This is a genomic window from Pseudomonas sp. GL_135, assembly GCF_057834665.1.
Map to the genome: position 1 here is coordinate 1,922,123 of NZ_CM174408.1, position 20,760 is coordinate 1,942,882.

16 protein-coding genes are annotated in these 20,760 nt (G+C 61.1%); 5 read left to right on the top strand and 11 right to left on the bottom strand.

What is annotated here, in order from left to right:
• Positions 1-95 precede the first annotated feature (95 nt).
• The gene (locus tag AC3ISG_RS08745; protein WP_489299011.1) at positions 96-1,331 is read right to left on the bottom strand and encodes a hypothetical protein; all 1,236 of its coding nucleotides are present in this window, start codon (positions 1,329-1,331) and stop codon (positions 96-98) included.
• Here AC3ISG_RS08745 and AC3ISG_RS08750 point away from each other — a divergent pair.
• Positions 1,263-2,426 (top strand): autotransporter outer membrane beta-barrel domain-containing protein, encoded by a 1,164-nt coding sequence (locus tag AC3ISG_RS08750; protein ID WP_489299012.1) that lies wholly within the window; start codon positions 1,263-1,265, stop codon positions 2,424-2,426. The genes AC3ISG_RS08745 and AC3ISG_RS08750 overlap by 69 nt on opposite strands.
• A gap of 74 nt (positions 2,427-2,500) precedes the next feature.
• On the opposite strand, the gene AC3ISG_RS08755 is transcribed toward AC3ISG_RS08750, so the two are convergent.
• The 5 genes from AC3ISG_RS08755 to acnA all read right to left on the bottom strand — a co-directional run bounded on the left by AC3ISG_RS08755 (position 2,501) and on the right by acnA (position 10,063).
• Positions 2,501-3,166: a hypothetical protein gene (locus tag AC3ISG_RS08755; protein WP_122622678.1), complete on the bottom strand. Its 666-nt coding sequence runs from the start codon at positions 3,164-3,166 to the stop codon at positions 2,501-2,503.
• A gap of 422 nt (positions 3,167-3,588) precedes the next feature.
• Positions 3,589-4,242, bottom strand: coding sequence for a hypothetical protein (locus tag AC3ISG_RS08760; RefSeq protein WP_489299013.1), 654 nt, complete (start codon positions 4,240-4,242; stop codon positions 3,589-3,591).
• A 285-nt stretch (positions 4,243-4,527) separates the two neighbouring features.
• The gene (locus AC3ISG_RS08765; protein ID WP_489299014.1) at positions 4,528-6,093 is read right to left on the bottom strand and encodes a methyl-accepting chemotaxis protein; all 1,566 of its coding nucleotides are present in this window, start codon (positions 6,091-6,093) and stop codon (positions 4,528-4,530) included.
• Positions 6,094-6,193: 100 nt separating this feature from the next.
• Complete coding sequence (locus AC3ISG_RS08770) at positions 6,194-6,985, bottom strand: CPBP family intramembrane glutamic endopeptidase (RefSeq protein WP_489299015.1); 792 nt, start codon at positions 6,983-6,985, stop codon at positions 6,194-6,196.
• A 336-nt stretch (positions 6,986-7,321) separates the two neighbouring features.
• Positions 7,322-10,063: an aconitate hydratase AcnA gene (gene acnA, locus AC3ISG_RS08775; protein WP_489299016.1), complete on the bottom strand. Its 2,742-nt coding sequence runs from the start codon at positions 10,061-10,063 to the stop codon at positions 7,322-7,324.
• Between the two features lie 235 nt (positions 10,064-10,298).
• On the opposite strand from acnA, the gene rlmM reads away from it, so the two are divergent.
• From rlmM to AC3ISG_RS08790, 3 genes are all read left to right on the top strand, one after another.
• The gene (gene rlmM / locus AC3ISG_RS08780) at positions 10,299-11,366 is read left to right on the top strand and encodes a 23S rRNA (cytidine(2498)-2'-O)-methyltransferase RlmM (protein WP_272633946.1); all 1,068 of its coding nucleotides are present in this window, start codon (positions 10,299-10,301) and stop codon (positions 11,364-11,366) included.
• Positions 11,367-11,441: 75 nt separating this feature from the next.
• Positions 11,442-12,869 (top strand): FAD/NAD(P)-binding protein, encoded by a 1,428-nt coding sequence (locus AC3ISG_RS08785; protein ID WP_489299017.1) that lies wholly within the window; start codon positions 11,442-11,444, stop codon positions 12,867-12,869.
• Positions 12,870-13,033: 164 nt separating this feature from the next.
• Positions 13,034-13,522, top strand: coding sequence for a hypothetical protein (locus tag AC3ISG_RS08790; RefSeq protein ID WP_122534400.1), 489 nt, complete (start codon positions 13,034-13,036; stop codon positions 13,520-13,522).
• Here AC3ISG_RS08790 and soxR read toward each other — a convergent pair.
• Positions 13,513-13,974 (bottom strand): redox-sensitive transcriptional activator SoxR, encoded by a 462-nt coding sequence (gene soxR, locus AC3ISG_RS08795; protein ID WP_122622685.1) that lies wholly within the window; start codon positions 13,972-13,974, stop codon positions 13,513-13,515. The genes AC3ISG_RS08790 and soxR overlap by 10 nt on opposite strands.
• 179 nt (positions 13,975-14,153) lie before the next feature.
• On the opposite strand from soxR, the gene AC3ISG_RS08800 reads away from it, so the two are divergent.
• On the top strand, positions 14,154-14,492 hold the full coding sequence (locus AC3ISG_RS08800; RefSeq protein WP_489299018.1) for an antibiotic biosynthesis monooxygenase: 339 nt from the start codon (positions 14,154-14,156) through the stop codon (positions 14,490-14,492).
• A gap of 654 nt (positions 14,493-15,146) precedes the next feature.
• On the opposite strand, the gene AC3ISG_RS08805 is transcribed toward AC3ISG_RS08800, so the two are convergent.
• From AC3ISG_RS08805 to AC3ISG_RS08820, 4 genes are all read right to left on the bottom strand, one after another.
• Positions 15,147-16,250 carry a sigma-54 interaction domain-containing protein gene (locus tag AC3ISG_RS08805; RefSeq protein WP_489299479.1) on the bottom strand — a complete coding sequence of 368 codons (1,104 nt, stop codon included), beginning with the start codon at positions 16,248-16,250 and terminating at the stop codon, positions 15,147-15,149.
• Between the two features lie 145 nt (positions 16,251-16,395).
• On the bottom strand, positions 16,396-17,532 hold the full coding sequence (ssuD, locus tag AC3ISG_RS08810; RefSeq protein WP_122534403.1) for an FMNH2-dependent alkanesulfonate monooxygenase: 1,137 nt from the start codon (positions 17,530-17,532) through the stop codon (positions 16,396-16,398).
• A 398-nt stretch (positions 17,533-17,930) separates the two neighbouring features.
• Positions 17,931-19,547, bottom strand: a complete 1,617-nt coding sequence (locus AC3ISG_RS08815) for an inorganic phosphate transporter (RefSeq protein WP_172612784.1) — start codon at positions 19,545-19,547, stop codon at positions 17,931-17,933.
• 130 nt (positions 19,548-19,677) lie between these two features.
• Entirely contained in the window at positions 19,678-20,694 is a 1,017-nt protein-coding gene (locus AC3ISG_RS08820) for a transporter (protein ID WP_122534405.1), read from the bottom strand.
• Positions 20,695-20,760 lie beyond the last annotated feature (66 nt).

Here is a 20,760-nt window from a genome sequence, read left to right on the forward strand (position 1 = left end):
TGCCTCGTCTTCGGATTCGATAGATGTGCTGCTGTCAGAATCGGACTACAAAAACTTCAGAAATTTCGGTGTAAAAAACATAGCTGCGCTTCTAATTAATTCGTACAGGTACTGCATTGTGAGCGCTCTTTTTTGTGATTGAGATGTCTATCGTGATTCAACGTACTTTTAAGCGGTCTATCGCTGCGTCTTATGGGCAAGCCGCCACCGTCATATTGAGTATGTCGCTGGCAAGTCAGGTGTCTGCAGATGATCAAACTTCTAGGTCTACTTTTCCAGTTATCGTACCTGCCGGCCAAGTTGAGAATGTCGATCAAAACACAGGCCTGGATTACGTCCTGGCCGGGCCCGGAGCAACCCTGAACTTGTCTACCGGTGCTCAAATAAATAAGGTCTCCGGTCCAGGTTTGGGAGGGGTGCTTAATATCAATGGCGGTGCGGTACGGCATACTCTGAATGATGCCTTCACGGAAGCGGCGGTCATGCTTTCCGGGGGGCGGATCAATGCTGCTGGTGCGGAAATCAACAGCTCGACCCGGCCAGCTATCCGACTGCAGCGGCTTGGTGGAGCTGAGTCCCAAGCGAAATTTCTTGGTAGCCATATAGCTGGGCTGGGGAGAGGCATTGAGGTAGGTGCCGGCACCGTCACTCTTGAGGGTACGAGAGTGAATGCCGCAATGCGCGCAGATGGCGAGGGAACGGGAATTTACGCCGCCAGTTCCAAGGTCACGATCCAAGATAATAGCCTCGTAGAGGGCGATGGCGTCGGGCTGATTGCGACCTCCGCAGGGAAGGTTCCTGGTAGCGGCGAACCTGAACTCGGTGCCAACTCGATCATCATTGATCACTCTCGGGTAGTTGGCCTTTCTGACTCTGCGATTCGAGTCAGAGGCAATCACATGTTCCGTGGCATTGCTGAAATAACTGTTAGAAATGGCGCCGAGCTGTTCGCCGGGAACGGCAACCTGATCGAGGTCCAAGACAGCGGCGAGGTAAAGCTGATTGTCGACAACAGCAGTCTCGCGGGGAATTTTCTCGCGGGCGAAGGCAGTCAACTCAACATAACGTTGCAGAACAGCGCGCGCTTCAAGGGCAACCTGCTCAACGCCGAAAGTCTCACAGTTAATTCCGAAGCAGCGTGGATGCTGGTGGGCGATACCGTTCTTCCCAAGCTTACATTGGGCAGCGGGATAGTCCGATTTGAAGGAGCGACGTTTAACCAGCTTACGTTGGGTGAGCTTTCGGGGAGGGGTACATTTGATATGCGCGTAAATCTGGACGATGGAACAAGCGATTTGCTGAATGTGGCAGGTGTCGCTAAGGGTATCCATCTCCTCAGCGTGCATAACACCGGCACCGAAGCGGTTCCCGCCGAGTTCGACCCCCTTCGGGTGGTACACACCGAAGGCGGGGATGCGGAGTTCGGTCTGGTGGGCGGTCGGGCGGATCTTGGGGTGTATTCCTATGAGCTTGAGCGCCAGGGGACGGACTGGTTCATCGTCGGGTCCGGCAAGGAGATCAGCCCGTCCACGCAAAGTGCGCTGGCGTTGTTCAACACGGCACCGACGGTGTGGAACAGCGAGTTGACGACGTTGCGCAGTCGCATGGGGGAGGTGCGCGGGCATGAGCAGGGCGGCGGCTGGATGCGTACTTACGGCAGTCGCTTCAATGCGGCGCTGGACTCCGGCGTTGATTACAGCCAGAAGCAGCAGGGTCTGTCGTTCGGTGCGGATGCGCCTGTGCCAGTGGGCAACGGTCAGCTGTTGCTCGGATTGATGGGCGGTTACAGCAAGTCGGATCTGGACATCGGCCGAGGCACTTCGGGTCAGGTCGACAGCTATTACGTCGGCGCGTATGGCACGTGGTTGTCGGAAGGCGGTTATTACCTGGACGGCGTGCTGAAACTCAACCAGTTCCATAACGAGTCCAAGGTGGCGATGAGCGATGGCACCAAGGCCAAGGGTGATTACAGCAGCAAGGCGTTGGGCGGGTCGCTGGAAGTCGGCAAGCACATAAAACTGGGTGATGAGTATTTCGTCGAGCCGTTCGCGCAGGTGTCCAGCGTCTGGATCGATGGCAGCAGCTACACGCTGGACAACGGCATGCAGGCCAGGACCAACCAGACCCAGTCGGTGCTGGGCAAGGTCGGTAGTACCGTGGGACGCAGCTTCGCCCTGAAAGACGGCGGCGTGGTTATGCCGTACGCACGGGTGGCGTTGGCCCACGAGTTCTCCCGCAGCAATGACGTCAGCGTGAACGGTCAGCGTTTTGACAACGACCTGTTCGGCTCCCGCGCGGAATTGGGCGCAGGTGTTTCGGTGTCGCTGTCCGAGCGACTCCAAGTGCACGCTGATTTCGATTACATGAAGGGTGAGCATGTTGAGCAGCCTTGGGGTGCGAACGTAGGTGTGCGTCTGGCGTTTTGATTCGCATTAGTTGATTAAATGGCGGTTCCGAGGCCCCGGCTGCAGCAATGCAGTCGGGGCTTTTTTACGTGGGCTTACGGCTTCGGCTGCATCCGGCGCCGTCGCGGTGGTCGGCCAGGGGACGAGCCCTTGCCGCGCCGCTTCCTCAGCCGCGGCAGGTTGACGGTCAGGGTTTCCGAGATGCCGACGAGCTTGGCGCGCCGCACCACTTCGTAGCGCACCTCGACGCATCCGCTTTCGTAGTCCGCCAGCGTTTCATTGTTGAGGTACTGAACCAGGCGAGGGCCTTTGCGGCCTTCTACTTTGCCGATGGTGGTGTAGAAGGTGTTGTGGCCCCAGCGCAGCTTCAGGTGATCCCCGAACCACAGCTTCGGCGAGCGCGGGATATTGATGTAGATGCCCACGTGCAGCTGTGCGTCGGTCGGGCCTTCGGGGTCGGCACCGGTGATGAAAGGCGCTTCGAATACCGGCGCCGGAGGCGGGTGCTTCATCTCGTGATGCCATGGAAATCCCGGGGCGTTCTGCAGTTGGCCGGCGTAGACCATGGCCTGTTCAGCCGCACTTTTGCCCACGGGCGGCATTGCCTGCAGTTCTTCGTAGAGCGGGATTGAACTCTTGTCAGGTGATTTGCGTTTGGTCCTGCGGGTATTTTTGGGGTTTGGCACCGTTAACTTTTTATTGTTATCTGACTCGGTCGGTTGTGAGTGGGGGGATGGCTGGATATCCGTTTCATCTTCCATTGGAACTCCTTGATCAGATCGCTAGTGCGAGAATTACAGGATTGGGTGTTGTGCGCTTGCTTGTAGGACTGCGGCGCTGCACATGCCTATGATCGATTCGAAAAATAGGACTGTCAAACAACCGAAGTGCATGGGATTGCATGGCTTCTCCGAAAAAAATTCGTGGTTGAATAGATCTTTGATGTGTGAATCGGTCCTTTTTTAAGGCATTTGTGAGTGTTTTTAATAATTATGTATCGCGCGTAGTCTATAAAATTTTGATAGTCCATCAGACGCTTCCTACGGTGATGTAGGTTCTTTGGAATCGAGATGCCCAAAAATAATTTAAATTATTTTCCGCTGGCTCATTTATTGACAAAACCTCCACGCATAAGCGTGGAGGGGGTTACTTTTGGTATTCAGTTGAATAGCGGGGAAGCTGGTTACAATTTAACTGAAACCAGGGTCGGCAGGCTGGTGATGGACACATTGCCCGCCCGGTCGGTGACGACGTACTCGATGGACACAGTTTCGGCTGCATGGGCTTGCAGGTGTTCACGGCTGAACGGGATTTCGATGGGTCGGAGGGTGAGCTCATCCGCCTGGACCTGATGGGCCGGGCCTGCGACGCCGTTGAGTAATGTCTGGATGATATCGCCCGGTTCCATGCCGGCATAGCCAGGGAGCAGTCCGACGAGTTGATCGCCGAAGGTGGCGGTCGGGAAGATGAGGGGAGCGAGGAGGGTAGCGCCGGGTTTGGTGCGGTCTACTTTGAGTGCTGCGGCGGGAGATTCGCGAGTTACGCCATTGATATTATTTGTAGCCTGATAATTGAGGGAATAGCTACGGCTTTCACACAACAAGTCGTGACTTAGCTGAAGCTGCATTGTATCGCCAGGCTTTTGGTCGCCCAAGACCATAGGGAGCCCAATGAGATCACCATCAAGTCGTAGCTGAACAATATAGCCTGGACGTGCTCCATCCCAAATGATGATTTCAACGGGAATTGGTTGAGATAAATCCCCGGTTTGTAAAAGTCCTTCAATAGGGCTTGCTTTGGTTACCAGCGGGGCGCTGAAAGGAAATTGCTCATTCATATGTTTCTCCATCAAGCACACCTCTCCACTTCCATCCGCAGAAAGAGTGCACATTTAATTCAATTGTCCAGATCAACAAATACCCCACCCATGGTGGTAACTATTTATCGTCTTTCAACAATCAACTAATAGAGTTCTACAAATCCTGTCAACAGCCAAACCCGCGCTCCAAACCAAAAACCGCTCCCTCAAACGATTTTCAGAAATGTCCTACTTAATCCCCAATACAAACAAAAAGGCCCCGGCAGACGATCTGCCGGGGCCTTCGCTTAACCCATCAATCACTCAGCGGTTAAAGCGCTCCACCAACGAGTATTGCGTGTTGGCGGTCTGGGTCAGTTCCGCACTGAGCGTGGCAGAGCGACGCGCTTCATCAGACGTCTGGTCCGCCAGGTGTGCGATGGTGCTGATATTGCGGCTGACCTCTTCTGCCACCGAGCTTTGCTCTTCGGTGGCGGCGGCGATCTGCGTGGTCATGTCGGTGATGTTGGCCACTGCGTCGCTGATGCCCACCAGCGCCCTGTCGGCCTCCATGACCTGCTCAACACCTTCTTCGGCCTGGCGGCGGCCTGTGTTCATGGTCTGCACCGCGTTGGTGGCCGTCTGTTGCAGCTTGGCGATAAGGGCGTGGATCTGGCCGGTGGATTCGGTCGTGCGTTGGGCCAATTGACGGACTTCATCGGCGACGACGGCAAAGCCACGACCCATTTCGCCCGCGCGAGCGGCCTCGATCGCCGCGTTGAGGGCCAGCAGGTTGGTCTGGTCGGCGATGCCTTTGATGACATCGACAACGCCGCCGATTTCATCGCTGTCCTTCGCCAGCTGAGTTACGGTCAGGCCGGTTTCACCCACCGAGGCCGACAGACGCTGAATGGCTTCGCGGGTGTCGCTGGCAATCTCGCGGCCTCGGCGGGTCAGCTCGTTGGCCTGCTGGGTGGCGTCAGCGGTGCGCTGCACGTGATTGGCCACTTCCTGGGTGGTCGCGGCCATCTGGTTGACAGCGGTGGCGACCTGTTCGGTTTCGACGCGCTGACGTTCCAGGCCGGTGGAGCTGGCCTGCGCCAGGGTGTCGGACTGACGCGCCTGGGCATTGAGGTGTTCGGCAGTGTCCTGCAGCCGGGTGAGGCAGGTCTTCAGGCGCGCTTCCTGGCTGAGGATCGACATCTCCAGCCGTGCTTGCGCGCCGCGACTGTCGGTGTACATCTGCGCGATCAGTGGGTCGGAGGTGGTTTGCTCGGCCAGGCGCAACAAGCGCTTGAGGCCACGCTGTTGCCAGCTCAACCCCAGCAGGCCCAGCGGCACGGACAGCGCGGCGGCGAGCAGGAAGCCCCAATGGGAATTCAGCCACACACCAATCAAAAAGCTCACCTGGCTCACCAGGATGAACGGCAGCCAGTCCTGCAACATCGGCAGCCATTTGTCGCGGCTTGGCACTGCACTTTTGCCGCTGTTCAGACGTTTATAGAGTGCTTCGGCGCGACGCACCTGTTCAGCGGTCGGCTTGATGCGCACGGACTCGAAGCCCACGACCTGCTTGTTCTCGAAGACCGGCGTGACGTAAGCGTTGACCCAATAATGGTCGCCGTTTTTGCAACGGTTCTTGACGATGCCCATCCACGGCAAGCCCTGCTTGAGCGTGGCCCACATGTGTTCGAAAACCGCCGATGGCACGTCTGGATGGCGCACCGTGTTGTGCGGCGACTTGATCAGTTCATCCTGGGAAAAACCGCTGATTTCAATGAAGGCGTCGTTGCAATAGGTGATGACGCCGCGCGCATCGGTGGTAGAGATCAACCGTTGCTGCGCCGGGAAGGTCCGTTCGCGTTGAGTGATGGGCTGGTTATTTCGCATGAGCTATTCGATCCAGGAAGGCTGTCACGGGTTATCGGCTCGATGCGACAAAAATTAAGTTTTTGTGAACTGCTTCATATTCTGAATGTCCTGAAAACGCCTACCGGTCGAACATCGGATAGGTAAACAGGCTGAAATGCAGAAGGTTCAGACCGAAGTGGGTGAGCACGGCAGCGGGCAGCCCGCCCCGTCGATAGGCAACGCCATAACCCACACCCGCGATGCCCGCCAGAAGCGCCCATTCCCAGCCCGCGCCGATGTGCGCGAGGCCGAACAGTGCCGATGCCATTCCGACTGCCAGAGCGTCATGGCAGGGTAAGTGCTGCAGCCACCTTTTCAGACCCCCTTGCAGATAACCCCGAAAAAGCAATTCTTCGGTCAGCGCGACCAGCAAGAGGTTGTTCAGCGCCCATATGCCCGTTTGCTCCGGCCACTTGGGCGACCAGCCGACGAGGCCCAGCACCATCGCTGTTGATAAACACGCTGCAGCGGTGAGGGGCAAGGCGATGCTGGTGACGCTCAGCCAGCGTCGTGGGCTCAACGCGATAAACACCCATGGGCAGGCGATGGCGATCCAGAAGCCGATGAGGGGCTTGTCGAGATTCAGGTACATCGAATACGGCGCGGCCTCGGGGCTGAGGCGAACACCGGCAATCGCCCTCGCGCTGAGGAAGCCGGGCAGCCAGTGACTGGCCAGGCCCGCCGCAATGGCGATGAACAAGGCATGACCGAACAGGCGGACGGCGCGGTGCTGGAAATGGCTGACGCAGATGCCGGCCATGATGAACAGTCCGAACGTGATGACCACGGGAAGACTGAGTTGGCCGTAGAGCAGCGCCAGGCTGTAGCCGAGAGAGAGCAGGAAGAGGGAAGTCCAGCGTTGCACCGACATGAAGTCGTCCTAGGGCGTCGGAATAGGCTGGGGATTTTAACGTTCATTAAACGCGTGTGTATGTCGGATCAACGGGGGGTTGGTCCGATTATTTCGAGGATGCAGGGCGGGGGTTGTGTAGGGCGTTTCTGATAACGACGGATATTGGGTGAACGCTGGCAATTTGCGGTGAGTCAGCCGACGCCTTCCGGGCTAAAGCCAGTCCCACAAGTAGGACCGGCTTCAGCCGGGAAGGGGCCGGTTTGACCACCATTGATATTGCGTTGTGGCATCTGACGCTTTCCCGGCTAAAGCCAGTCCCACTGACAGCGAGACCGGCTTGAGCCGGGATGAGGCTCAGGAAGCAATCAACTGCCGCAACACGTAATGCAGGATCCCGCCCGCCTTGAAGTATTCCACTTCATTCAGGGTATCGATCCGGCACAGCACGTCGATGTTTTCCTGCTGCCCGTCCTCCCGGGTGATCTGCACCGCCAGGCTCATGCCCGGTTGCAGCGTCGCGCCGGTAAGTCCGGTAATGTTCAGCACTTCCTTGCCGGTCAGGCCCAGTGTTTTACGGCTTTCGCCCGCCCTGAACTGCAGCGGCAGGACGCCCATGCCGACCAGGTTGGAACGGTGAATGCGCTCGAAACTCTCGGCAATCACCGCTTTGACCCCCAGCAGATTCGTCCCCTTCGCCGCCCAGTCGCGACTGGAGCCCGTGCCATATTCCTGACCGGCAATGACCACCAGCGGCGTGCCTTCTTCCTGATAACGCATGGCCGCATCATAGATCGGCAGCTTCTCGTCGGTGGGCACGTGCAGCGTGTAGCCGCCTTCTTCGCCGCCGAGCATCTCGTTGCGGATGCGAATGTTGGCGAAGGTGCCGCGCATCATCACTTCATGGTTGCCGCGGCGCGAGCCGTACGAGTTGAAGTCCTTGTACTCCACGCCCTTGCTGCGCAGATAACGCCCGGCCGGGCTGTCGAGTTTGATGTTGCCGGCGGGGGAGATGTGGTCGGTGGTCACCGAGTCGCCCAGCACCGCCAGCACGCGAGCCTGCTGGACGTCAGCGATGACCGGCAATGGCCCGGCCACGTCCTCGAAGAACGGCGGGTGCTGGATGTACGTCGAGTCCGGCTGCCAGACGTAAGTCGCCGCCTCGGGCACCTCGATGGCTTGCCACTGCGCGTCGCCGGCGAAGACCTCGGCGTATTCCTTGTGAAACATGCCAGTGCTGACGTTCATGACCGCGTCGGCGATCTCCTGCTGGCTCGGCCAGATGTCACGAAGGTACACCGGCTTGCCATCGCTGCCTTCGCCCAAGGGCTCGCTGCTCAGGTCGGTGCGCACGGTACCCGCCAACGCGTAAGCGACCACCAGCGGCGGTGAGGCCAGCCAGTTGGTTTTCACCAGCGGATGCACGCGGCCCTCGAAATTGCGGTTGCCCGACAGCACCGACGCGACAGTCAGGTCCGACTGCTGGATGGCTTTTTCAATCGGGTCAGGAAGCGGCCCGGAGTTACCGATGCAGGTGGTGCAGCCATAACCCACCAGGTCGAAGCCCAACTTATCGAGATACTGAGTGAGGCCGGCGGCGTTGTAGTAATCGGTCACGACTTTGGAACCCGGCGCCAGCGAGCTCTTCACCCACGGTTTGCGCTGCAGGCCCTTCTCCACGGCCTTTTTCGCCAGCAGGCCGGCCGCCATCATCACGCTGGGGTTTGAGGTGTTGGTGCAGGACGTGATGGCCGCAATGACCACCGCGCCGTTTTTCAAGCGGTAAGTCTGGCCGTTGTATTCATACTCAGCCTCGCCCACCTGCGCGGCGTTGCCCACCGCAACACCGCCGCCGCCTTCGCTTTCCAGTCGGCCTTCTTCGTGCTTGCTCGGGCTGACCGCCAACCCCAGGAAGTCGCTGAAAGCCTGGGACACATCGGGGAGGGCAACGCGGTCTTGCGGACGTTTTGGCCCTGCGAGGCTGGCCACGACGGAACCCATGTCCAGCTCCAGCGCATCGGTAAACGCCGGTTCCTGACCGGGCAAGCGCCACAGGCCCTGAGCTTTGCAATAGGCCTCGACCAGTTGCACCGTTTCGTCCGGACGCCCCGACAGGCGCAGGTAATCCAGCGTGACGTCGTCGACCGGGAAGAAGCCGCAGGTCGCGCCGTATTCCGGGGCCATGTTGGCAATGGTGGCCCGGTCCGCCAGCGGCAAGTCTGCCAGGCCGTCGCCATAGAATTCGACGAACTTGCCGACCACGCCTTTCTTGCGCAGCATTTGCGTCACGGTCAGCACCAGGTCGGTGGCGGTGATGCCTTCGCGCAGTTTGCCGGTGAGCTTGAAGCCGATGACTTCCGGAATCAGCATCGACACCGGTTGGCCGAGCATGGCCGCTTCCGCCTCGATACCGCCGACGCCCCAGCCGAGTACGCCGAGGCCGTTGATCATTGTGGTGTGGGAATCGGTACCGACCAGCGTGTCCGGGAAGGCGTAAGTGCGGCCGTCTTCTTCCTTGGTCCACACGGTGCGGCCGAGGTATTCGAGGTTGACCTGGTGGCAGATCCCGGTGCCCGGCGGCACCACGCTGAAGTTATCGAACGCATTCTGGCCCCAGCGCAGGAACGCGTAACGCTCGCCGTTGCGCTGCATCTCGATGTCGACGTTCTCGCCGAAGGCCTTGTCGTCGCCGAAGCGGTCGACCATGACCGAGTGATCGATGACCAGATCCACCGGGGACAACGGGTTGATGCGCTGGGGATCGCCACCGGCCTTGGCCACGGCGGCGCGCATGGCGGCGAGGTCAACCACGGCCGGCACGCCGGTGAAATCCTGCATCAGCACGCGGGCGGGGCGGTACTGGATTTCGCGATGGGATTTGCGCTCGATCAGCCAGTCGGCGAGGGCCTTGAGGTCGTCGCCGGTCACCGTGTGGTTGTCTTCCCAGCGCAGGAGATTTTCCAGCAGCACTTTGAGCGACATCGGCAGTTTGTCGAGATCGCCCAGCGTGCGCGCGGCATCCGGGAGGCTGAAGTAGTGGTAGGTCTTGTTGCTGACTTCGAGGGTTTTGAGGCTTTTCAGGCTATCGAGGGAGGGCATGACTGACTCCTTGACGGTCCGTGCAGTACGCGCGGACGGGCGATCGACGGTAAGACGGGTATTGCTTCGGCGCTCTGGGCGGCGCCTTTGAATGTTCATTGAGTAGTACTGGACCCACCGGCTGAGCCAGTGGTTCCTGATTCGGCTATCATGCGCCGCTTTCGAGTCATTGAGGTTAGTCCTCAAGTACAGCTTGCGCCGCGACCCGATTCGCGGCGCGCGAGGAGACCGCCCCGTGAACACCCTTTTCATGCATTGCCGCCCCGGCTTCGAAAGCGAGGTCTGCTCGGAACTCAGCGAGCACGCCGCCCGCCTCGAGGTGTCCGGCTACGCCAAGGCCAAGACCGACGCCGCTTTTGCCGAATTCATCTGCACCGAGGCCGATGGCGCCGAGCGGCTGATGAACAATCTCAAGTTCCGCGAACTGATTTTTCCCCGGCAGTGGGCCCGTGGCGTGTTTGTCCAGTTGCCTGAGACCGACCGCATCAGCGTGATCCTCGAGCACATGGCCGGCTTCGCCCCTTGCGGCAGCCTGTGGCTGGAAGTGGTCGACACCAACGACGGCAAGGAGCTCTCGACCTTCTGCCGCAAGTTCGAGGCGCCGTTGCGCAAGGCCCTGGAAAAGGCCGGCAAACTGGTCGACAACCCGAGCCTGCCGCGTTTGCTGCTGACGTTCAAAAGCGGGCGGGAAGTGTTCCTCGGGCTGGCCGACGCGAACAACTCGGCGATGTGGCCCATGGGCATTCCGCGTCTGAAGTTTCCCCGGGAAGCGCCCAGCCGCTCGACCCTCAAGCTTGAAGAGGCCTGGCACCACTTCATCCCCCGCGATCAGTGGGACGAGCGTCTGTCGGGCGACATGACCGGGGTCGACCTCGGTGCGGCGCCTGGTGGCTGGACCTATCAGCTGGTGCGCCGCGGCATGCTGGTCACCGCTATCGATAACGGGCCGATGGCCGAAAGCCTGATGGACACCGGGCTGGTGCAGCACTTGATGGCGGACGGCTTTACCTTCAAGCCGCGTCAGCCGGTGGACTGGATGGTCTGCGACATCGTCGAAAAGCCCGCACGCAACGCCGCGCTGCTGGAAACCTGGCTGGGCGAGGGCTTGTGCCGCGAGGCCGTGGTCAACCTCAAATTGCCGATGAAGCAGCGTTACGCCGAGGTGCGGCGTCTGCTGGAGCGCATCGAAGACGGCTTCAAGGCCCGCGGCGTGAAAGTCGCCATCGGTTGCAAGCAGCTGTACCACGACCGCGAAGAAGTGACCTGCCATCTGCGGCGGCTGGACATGAAACGCAAGGGCTGACGTTGGCTTGAATCCGATGCCACGGTGTCCATAATCAGCGGGCGCGCCAGCGGGGCGAAGACAAGGGGAGACGTAATGAGCGCTGAACACACTGGACCTGACGCCGACATCCTCATCGTCGGCGGTGGCCTCAGCGGCACAATGCTGGCCGTGCAGCTGCTGCGCCTGCCGGGCCAGCGGCGGATCCTGATCGTCGAGTCACGCAGCGAGTTGGGTCGCGGCGAGGCCTACAGCGCCACCGAGCTGGGCCATACGCTGAACGGCAATGCCGCGCGCATGAGCGTCGACCCGGACGATGCCGACGATCTCACCCGCTGGCTGACCGACTACATTGCCGGCGGCGGCTGGCCGGAGTCTGATCAGCAGCACGTGCCGGTGGCCGAGCTGTTTCCGCCCCGCGGGATCTTCGGGCTGTATGTTCAGCAGCGCCTGGCCGAGGCCCGGGTGGTTGGCGAGCGCTACGGTTCCACTGTCGAGCACGTGCGCGGTGAAGTGAGCGACCTGCAGACTGACGCGGCCGGCATTCGGCTGACCCTTGCCAGCGGCGAGCATTTGACTGGCCGCTTCGGTGTGTTGGCAACGGGCATGTTCGCCGCCGCGCGCACGCCTCAGCGCGATTCAAACGCCCTTAATGCCGCCGCCGTCGATCCGTGGGACGTCAACGCCATGGGCCAGCTCGACCCCCAGGGCCGAGTGCTGATCATCGGCTCGGGCCTGACCATGGTCGACGCCGTGGTGTCTCTGGAGCAAGCCGGTCACCGTGGGCCCATTGACGTGTTTTCCCGCCACGGTCTGCTGCCCCACGTGCGCCGTCAGCCGCCGACATGGCCGGACTTTCTCGCTGCCGACCTGAACATACGCAGCACCCGGCAACTGGTCAGGGCCTTGCGCGAGCAGTGCGCCCGAGCGGCGCAGCAGGGCATCGACTGGCAGGCGCCGCTCGATACGGTGCGCGTGCATATTCCACGGCTGTGGAGTCAGGCGTCTGACCTGCAGCGCCGCCAATTCGTACGTCACGTCCGGCCGTGGTGGGAAAGCCATCACCACCGTTCGCCGCCGCCCAGCGCGCACTTGCTGGGCAGGCTGATCGACGAAAGGCGCCTGCACATCCACGCCGCCTCATTGCACAGCGTGGGAAGCGCCGAGGCCGGACAGGTCTCCATTAGCGTTCGCTATCGCGGCCAGGACAAGGCCACCACAGAGAGCGGCGCAGCGCTGATCAACTCGACCGGCATTCAATACGACTGGCGCCGGGTTGATCGTGCCTTGCCGCGCAATCTGCTGGCGCGTGGCCTGATTCAGCCGGGGCCGCTGGCACTGGGGATCGCCGCCGATGCGGGGGGCGCGGTGATGGACGCTGATGGGCGGGTCTCGATGCGGCTCTATGCCATGGGCCCGCCCTTGCGCGGCCTGTGGTGGGAAAGCACTGCCGTGACCGACGTGGCGTTGCAGGCCAAGCTGCTGGCGGCGCGACTGGCGGCGGTGAGCAACGTGCCAAGCTGAATGAGCAGGAAATTGTGTCGACCGCGACACACTTTCCGCAGCCCCTCCTAAAGCACCCTCCGAACGAGCCGAAAGCCCATTATCGACCCGGTAGGACCGCCCGCTTTTCATCGCGCGACGACAGGGACGTCAGCGATCGGACAAGGCTATGGAGGCCAGTCGTCATGTTGAGCTTGAGTTTCAGAAACCCTGCAGAAGCGGCATTACTGCTGCCGCAAACCGTTGCGCCGGCGTCCCTTGGTGCTGACGACCCGCAACAGAGCCTCAGCGCCGCCGATCAGGTGCGTCAGGGCATCGAAGTATTGCTTTCACCGGACGCGCAGAAAGCGGCGAAGAAGGGTGACAAGAACGCCGACATTGACGCCACGCACCTGCCTGACCGGATCAAGGAGCAGCTCAAGCTGATCCGCTCGATTCAGGAGCGCATTGCCAAACGCATGCAGGACATGCAGGCATTCATGAGCGACCGGTCGCTCTCGCCCCGCGCCCGGGAGGGCAAGATGCGCCAGTTGCAGATGGAAATCATGGCCATGACCAACTCGCTCATTCAGGCCACAAATCAGCTCAATCAAGCGATGCAGCAGATGCATCTGTCAGTGGCGGACCAGACCCTCGCTGGCACCCTGGTCAGTCCGCAAAACCTTCAATCCTGATCCAGCAGGCGCGGCCCGGCGCCTTGCTCGCTCAGGCTGTCGCCGAAGTTACGCAGCGGGCAGGCCTCCATCGACAGGCAGCCGCAACCGATGCAGCCATTGAGTTGGTCGCGCAGGGCGGTGAGGCGGTTGATGCGTTCATCCAGATCGGCTTTCCAGCGCTCGGATAACCGGGTCCAGTCTTCAACGCTGGGCGCGCGGTCCTGAGGCAGGGTCTGCAGCGCGGTCTGGATGGTCGCCAGCGGAATGCCCAGGCGCTGCGCGGTTTTGATCAACGCTACGCGGCGCAGCACATCCCTGGGATAGCGACGCTGATTGCCGGCGTTGCGCTGGCTGCTGATCAGACCTTTGGCCTCGTAAAAGCGCAGCGCGGTAATAGCCACGCCGCTGCGGGCGGACAGTTGGCCGACGGTGAGTTCGCGGGCGATGGGCGGGATGTCCTGGGTGAGCATGCAATCTTCCTGTCTGCGGAACGACGCTTGACCTACAGTTAACTGGAGGTTTTATCCTGCGCAGCATCGCTTGGCCGGACCGGCTTGGCAAGTGGCGCACCGGCGCAAGAAACGTATGGGGCCTTGCCGGTTTGCGCAGCATCCTGTTCAGCAACATCCGTCATCCGTGGAGATCGTTCATGACACCAGCAGCCGCTCATCTTCCCTACAGTCAGTTCGTTGAGTTCGCCGTCGACCCCCACCATCAGGCCGGGCTGGTTGTGGCGCTCAGCGAGCGTTTCGAGCGATTCACGCGCACTTACCCAGGCTTTGTCCGGGCCAGCGTGCTGGTCAGTGAAGACCACCAGCGGGTGCTGAGCCATGTGCAATGGCTGTCGAAGGGCGACTGCGAGCGCGCGTTCGAGAACGCCGAGCAGGGCGAGGGGGACATGTGGGAACTGATCCTTCGACACCGGGCGACGTCGATGATCTTTAACGCGTACGAAGTGGCGGGGGAAGTCGTAGGACCTCGTCCGTGACAAGCACATAGTGGGAGTGACCGGGGTGGCGCTCTACCTTGCTCACGAATACGCCAGAACAGCCAGCCACCTCTCTGGAGAATGACAGTAAGCCTTCGCGAGCAAGCTCGCTCCCACGGGATCGTGGTCTGCCCCAGATATTCGGCAGCCGCAGGACTTGTGGGAGTGACCGGGGTGGCGCTCTACCTTGCTCACGAAGAGGCCGGTGCATTCAGCCACTTTCTTCCGGGCCGCAAGTAAGCCTTCGCGAGCAAGCTCGCTCCCACGGGATCGTGGTCTGCCCCAGATATTCGGCAGCCGCAGGACGGGTGGAAGTGACCGGGGTGGCGCTCCACCTTGCTCACGAAGAGGCCGGTGCATTCAGCCGCTTTCTTCCGGGCTGCAAGTAAGCCTTCGCGAGCAAGCTCGCTCCCACGGGATCGTGGTCTGCCCCAGATATTCGGCAGCCGCAGGACAGGTGGGAGTGAGCTTGCTCACGAAGAGGCCGGTGCATTCAGCTACTTTCTTCCGGGCTGCAAGTAAGCCTTCGCGAGCAAGCTCGCTCCCACGGGATCGTGGTCTGCCCCAGATATTCGGCAGCCGCAGGACGGGTGGGAGTGACCGGGGTGGCGCTCCACCTTGCTCACGAAGAGTCTTGTAGATTCTGCGCAGCGTTCACACCGACAAATGCAGCATCCGCTCACCCTGGGTCTGTTCGCCGGGGCGGCGCTTGTTGACGGCGAGTTCGCCGATCTTGATCAGCCGCGCGCGCACGACATTGCGGCTCAACCCCAGCAACTGCGCGGTGTGCACCTGGTTGCAGTGGCTGAAGCGATAGGCCGCGCGCAGCAAGGCGTCTTCTACCTTCTCATGCAGCGCGCCGGCCTGCTCTTCGAACAGACGCTGGAACGCTCGGGCCAGCAGCGCTTCGGTTGAATCGTCGACGGCGGGGGCTGAATCCTCCTGGCGCTCAAGGCGCAGGTTCGACAGGCGCAGATCGCTGGACTGAATCATGCCGTTGCGGCAGATCAGCAGGGTGTGGTGAATCACGTTTTCCAGCTCGCGGATATTCCCCGGCCAGCCGTAGGTACGCAGCTTGTGCTCTGCGTCGGCGCTGATCTGGATCGGTCCGCAGCCCAGACGCTGGCTGTAGACGTCGATGAAGTGGCGGCTCAGCGGCATGATGTCGCCCGGCCGGTCGCGCAGGGTGCTCAGCTCCAGATTGACGACGTTGAGGCGATAGAACAGGTCTTCGCGAAAGTGCCCGGCGTTGATCGCGCGTTCCAGCTGAACGTTGGTCGCCGCCAGCACCCGCACGTTGATCGGCGTGCTTTTGCGCGAGCCCAGGCGCACCACTTCGCGCTCCTGCAGGACGCGCAGCAGCTTGACCTGAATCGCCAGGGGCAGGTCGCCGATCTCGTCGAGAAACAAGGTCCCGCCGTTGGCTTCCTCAAACCAGCCGGCCTTGGCCGTGAGGGCGCCGGTGAACGCGCCTTTTTCCTGGCCGAACAGCTCGGCTTCCACCAGGGATTCAGAAAACGCGCCGCAGTTGACCGCCACGAACGGCTGGTGACGACGGCTGCTCAGGTTGTGAATGTGACGGGCCACCAACTCTTTGCCGGTGCCGGTTTCGCCGATGATCAGCACGCTGGCATCGCTGGGTGCAACTTGCTCGATGTGGGCCAGCAGCGCCTGTGACCTCGGGTCTTCGAACACCTGCGCGGTGGCGCGTATCGAAGTCGCCAGGGCTGGCGAGGGCGGTAGGGTCAATAGCTGCATAGGGGTCACTTGTGGTTGGAACGGGAGGCTGGCTGTCATGAAGGACTCCTTGTCGCGGTCGCCGTTGTCGCGCTGGCAGATCAACCGCTTCCCACGTGCTGCGCGGGCGCGCAGCAAGCGGTTGTTTCCAGGGGGGCGGTGAAACTTACTTCTGCGGCGGCAGATCGTTGGCAATCATCTCGCCGAACGGGCCGGTGAGGTTGGTGATGCCGCGGCCTGCCAGGCTGCGATACGGCTCAGGCAACAGCGGAAACACCAGCTCGGCGAAGCGGTAGGCTTCTTCCAGGTGCGGGTAGCCGGAGAAGATGAAGCTTTCGATGCCCAGGTCTGCGTATTCCTTGATGCGTGCGGCGACTTCTTGGGGATTGCCCACCAGCGCCGTGCCTGCGCCGCCCCGTACCAAGCCGACGCCGGCCCACAGGTTCGGGGCAATTTCCAGGTTGTCGCGGCGGCCGTCGTGCAGCGCGGCCATGCGGCGCTGGCCTTCGGAGTCGAACCGCGAAAAGGATTTCTGCGCAGCGGCGATGGTCTCGTCGCTGATGTGCTCGATCAGGGTGTCGGCGGCTTTCCAGGCTTCTTCGCTGGTTTCGCGGACGATTACGTGCAGACGGATGCCGAACTTGACGGTGCGGCCGTTGCGCGCGGCGCGCTCACGCACATCCGCCAGTTTCTCGGCCACGGCGGCAGGGGGTTCGCCCCAGGTGAGATACACGTCGACCTGCTCGGCGGCCAGTTCGTGGGCCGCCTCGGAGGAGCCGCCAAAATACAGCGGCGGATAGGGCTTCTGGATCGGCGGATACAGCGCTTTGGCGTTCTGCACCCTCAGGTGCTTGCCTTCAAAGTCCACGGCTTCGCCCTGCAGCACGCGGCGCCAGATCTTCAGGAATTCGTCGGTGACTTCGTAGCGTTCGCTGTGATCGAGGAAGCTGCCATCGCCGCGGTTTTCATCAGGGTCACCACCGGTCACGACGTTGATCAGCAGGCGTCCGCCGGACAGACGATCCAGCGTCGCAGCCATGCGCGCGGAAACGGTGGGAGAAATGATCCCCGGACGAATCGCCACCAGGTAGCGCAGACGTTCGGTCAAAGGCACGAGAGCCGATGCGATCACCCAGGAGTCTTCGCAGGAACGGCCGGTCGGAATCAATACGCCGTGGTAACCCAGATCATCCGCGGCCTGGGCGACCTGCTTCAGGTAATTGAGCGTGACCGGGCGCGCGCCCTTGGTCGTGCCCAGGTAATGGCCGTCGCCGTGTGTCGGTAGAAACCAGAAAACATCCATGAGAAATCCTTCGAGCGGAATCGGTGGGCTTGTAACAAGTGCACCCGTTATAAAGGCTCCGATTTATTCCGTAAAAGAACTGAATTCCATATTTTTATAACCGTTAGAGATATGCCCGGATTTGTACCCTTTGGAGATGCAGCTGACGGGTAAGATCTTGTGGGAGTGAGCTTGCTCACGAAGGAGCCGGAACAACCGCTGCATTCTCGGCGCCTGAAACGCCGTCTTCGTGAGCAAGCTCACTCCCACAAGTCGTGCATCCCAGGCGAATCTGCAGTGGGCCTGTCAAACCCGCCTACCCGATTTAGGGCGAGTTACAGACCTGCGCCGGGTCAGAACACCGCGCAAAAAAACAGGCGCCGAAGCGCCTGAAGGACATTACGGGAGACGCCCCAACATTAGAAAATCTGGGTGAACAGCCAGTACAGGCTGCCCGACAGCAGGATCGCGGCGGGCAAGGTCAGCACCCATGCCATCGCCAGATTGCGCAGGGTGCGCATCTGCAGGCCGGAGCCGTTGGCGACCATACTGCCGGCCACGCCCGAGGACAGAACGTGGGTGGTCGAGACCGGCAATCCGTACATGTCCGCTGCGCCAATGGTCAGCATCGCAACGACTTCAGCCGATGCGCCCTGGGCGTAGGTCAGGTGGGTCTTGCCGATCTTCTCACCGACGGTGATCACGATGCGTTTCCAGCCCACCATGGTGCCCAGGCCCAGCGCGATCGCCACGGCCACCTTGACCCACAACGGAATGAATCGAGTCGCGGTGTCGATCTGCTGCTTGAACTGATCGACCTTGGCCTGGGTGTCGGCGTCGAAATTGCCGACCTTGTTCTTGTCCATCACGCGGATGGCTTCAGAGGTCAGGTACATGTCGTTTCGCACGTTGGCGGTGGCCTCGGCCGGCACCTTGGCCAGCGAGCCATAACTGGCGACCTGATCGCCGATCTTGCCAGCCATGACGGCCAACGCCGGCACCAGCTCAGGAGTGGCCTGCTTGTCACGGATGTAAGTGGACAGCGTCTGACGTGAATCAGCCGGCGCGGGCAGCGGCGCCGCTTTGGTCAGGGCCTGTTGGGTGACCTGGGCGACTGCGGCGAATTGCACCGACTGATCGGCCGGCATGGCGCGGTTCAGCGCGTAAGCCATGGGCAGCGTTCCCACCAGAATCAGCATGATCAGCCCCATGCCTTTTTGACCGTCGTTCGAGCCGTGGGCGAAGGACACGCCGGTGCAGGTCAGGATCAGCAGCCCGCGAATCCAGATCGGCGGCGGCTTGTTGCCTTCCGGGGCTTTGTACAGCGCGCGGTTCTTCACGAACATGCGCAGCGCCATCAGCAACAGCGCGGCGCAGGTGAACCCTACCAGCGGCGAGAGCAGCAGCGAATAGCCGACTTTGGTTGCCTGGGACCAGTCCACGCCGCTGGTGCCGTCACGGCCGTGCATCAACGCGTTGGCGATACCGACGCCGATGATCGAGCCGATCAGCGTGTGGGAAGACGACGCTGGCAGACCCAGCCACCAGGTGCCAAGGTTCCACAGAATCGCCGCAATGAGCAGGGCGAAGATCATCGCGTAACCCGCCGATGAACCGACCTGCAGGATCAGCTCGACCGGCAACAGGGCAATAATGCCGAACGCCACCGCGCCGCTGGAAAACAGCACACCCAGGAAGTTAAACGTTCCCGACCAGACCACGGCGAAGTTCGGCGGCAGGGAGTGGGTGTAGATGACGGTCGCGACGGCGTTTGCGGTGTCGTGGAAACCGTTGACGAACTCAAAGCCCAGCGCGATGACCAGCGCGACGCCGAGCAGAATGAACGGCGTCCAGGTCAGCACGACGGTACCCAGGTCGTCCATGTCCTGCTTGAGGCTGTAGCCGGTATAGAACAGGCCCAATGCCAGCACAACGAAGAAAATCACCATCGTCGTCATGCCAGGCTTGCGCCCAAATTGAGCACTCAGTCCGGGTCCCTGTTGCAGAGAGCCTTGAGCCAGTGTGGGGGTCGCCATGGGGCACAATCCTGTTGATGAGGGATAGTGACCATGATCATTACAAAATGTGACAGAGATGCGACACACGTCACGTTTTGTGCGGATTTGCTGGGGTTAGGGACCAATGGACGCGCCGTTAAAGAGGCCGTTAATAATCCCGACTCTTGCGAAACGCCCATCGCCCCGCAATAAACGTAAAGGTTGCCACCAGCGCGACCAGCACCCAGAACCCATGGGGATCGGACGCCAGCGGTATGCCACCGACGTTCATGCCGAAGAAACCCGCGACGATGTTGATCGGCAGCGCCAGCACGGTGACGACGGTGAGGGTGAACAGCGTGCGGCTGCTCTGTTCGTTGAGGTTGGCGGCGATTTCTTCCTGCAGCAGTTTGATCCGTTCGCCGAGGGCGGTGAGGTCGCTGATCACCAGCGCCGACTCTTCGGTGGATTGCCGCAGTTCTTGCAAATCCTCCTCCAGCAGCCATTGCGGCGGTCGGTGCAGCAGGCGCATCAGCGAGCCGGGTTCCAAGGCCAGCAGCCGTTGCAGGCGCACCAGCACCCGACGCATGGCGCCCAGTTCCGAGCGGTTGTTGCTCAGACGTTGAGACAAAAGCTGGTCTTCGATTTTGTCGACGCTGAGGCTGGTCTTGCGCATGAACTGGCTCAGCACCTCGCTCTGATCGCGCAGCAGATGGGCCAGCAACTCAAGGGGGGAGCGGAAGGTTTCGCCCTGCTTGACCGAGGAGCGCAGCCGGTCCACGGACCGCAGGGGCTGATGGCGCGCGGAGATCATCAGGTTGCTGCGCACGCAGACCCACAACGTGGCGATGTCGGTGGAGATACGGTTGAAGTCGAAGACGACGTCGTTAACCACCGCGAGCAGGGCGGAGTCGACGTGTTCGATGCGCGTAGAGCGTGAGCCCTCATGCAGCGCTTCGAGAAACTCGTCGGGCAGGTCGAGATTGGTTTTCAGCCAGCGCTCGCAGCTAGCGTGGGTGAGGTTCAGGTGCAGCCAGACGAACTCGTCCGGCTCGGTCGGCCGGCGCAGGCATTCCAGCGCGGCCGTCGAATCCAGCTCCCGACCTGGCTCACCGGGACGGAAGCGGTAGCCGTAAAGCAAGCCGAACAGATCGGAGTCCTGATGGTGGGCGATGCGTTGATTCATGAAGGCTCGCAGACGGGAAGTGCCCCGCAGGGCACGAGATCGAAGGCGGCATCATCGCAAGGGGTT

Bases quoted from the DNA above. Each gene is read 5' to 3' on its own strand.
- AC3ISG_RS08755 (WP_122622678.1), bottom strand. From the start codon at position 3,166: ATGGAAGATGAAACGGATATCCAGCCATCCCCCCACTCACAACCGACC.
- AC3ISG_RS08745 (WP_489299011.1), bottom strand. From the start codon at position 1,331: ATGGATACCCTTAGCGACACCTGCCACATTCAGCAAATCGCTTGTTCC.
- soxR (WP_122622685.1), bottom strand. From the start codon at position 13,974: ATGCTCACCCAGGACATCCCGCCCATCGCCCGCGAACTCACCGTCGGC.
- AC3ISG_RS08785 (WP_489299017.1), top strand. From the start codon at position 11,442: ATGAGCGCTGAACACACTGGACCTGACGCCGACATCCTCATCGTCGGC.
- AC3ISG_RS08790 (WP_122534400.1), top strand. From the start codon at position 13,034: ATGTTGAGCTTGAGTTTCAGAAACCCTGCAGAAGCGGCATTACTGCTG.
- AC3ISG_RS08805 (WP_489299479.1), bottom strand. From the start codon at position 16,250: ATGCAGCTATTGACCCTACCGCCCTCGCCAGCCCTGGCGACTTCGATA.
- AC3ISG_RS08750 (WP_489299012.1), top strand. From the start codon at position 1,263: ATGCGCGTAAATCTGGACGATGGAACAAGCGATTTGCTGAATGTGGCA.
- AC3ISG_RS08765 (WP_489299014.1), bottom strand. From the start codon at position 6,093: ATGCGAAATAACCAGCCCATCACTCAACGCGAACGGACCTTCCCGGCG.
- AC3ISG_RS08815 (WP_172612784.1), bottom strand. From the start codon at position 19,547: ATGGCGACCCCCACACTGGCTCAAGGCTCTCTGCAACAGGGACCCGGA.
- acnA (WP_489299016.1), bottom strand. From the start codon at position 10,063: ATGCCCTCCCTCGATAGCCTGAAAAGCCTCAAAACCCTCGAAGTCAGC.
- AC3ISG_RS08770 (WP_489299015.1), bottom strand. From the start codon at position 6,985: ATGTCGGTGCAACGCTGGACTTCCCTCTTCCTGCTCTCTCTCGGCTAC.
- ssuD (WP_122534403.1), bottom strand. From the start codon at position 17,532: ATGGATGTTTTCTGGTTTCTACCGACACACGGCGACGGCCATTACCTG.
- AC3ISG_RS08820 (WP_122534405.1), bottom strand. From the start codon at position 20,694: ATGAATCAACGCATCGCCCACCATCAGGACTCCGATCTGTTCGGCTTG.
- AC3ISG_RS08760 (WP_489299013.1), bottom strand. From the start codon at position 4,242: ATGAATGAGCAATTTCCTTTCAGCGCCCCGCTGGTAACCAAAGCAAGC.
- AC3ISG_RS08800 (WP_489299018.1), top strand. From the start codon at position 14,154: ATGACACCAGCAGCCGCTCATCTTCCCTACAGTCAGTTCGTTGAGTTC.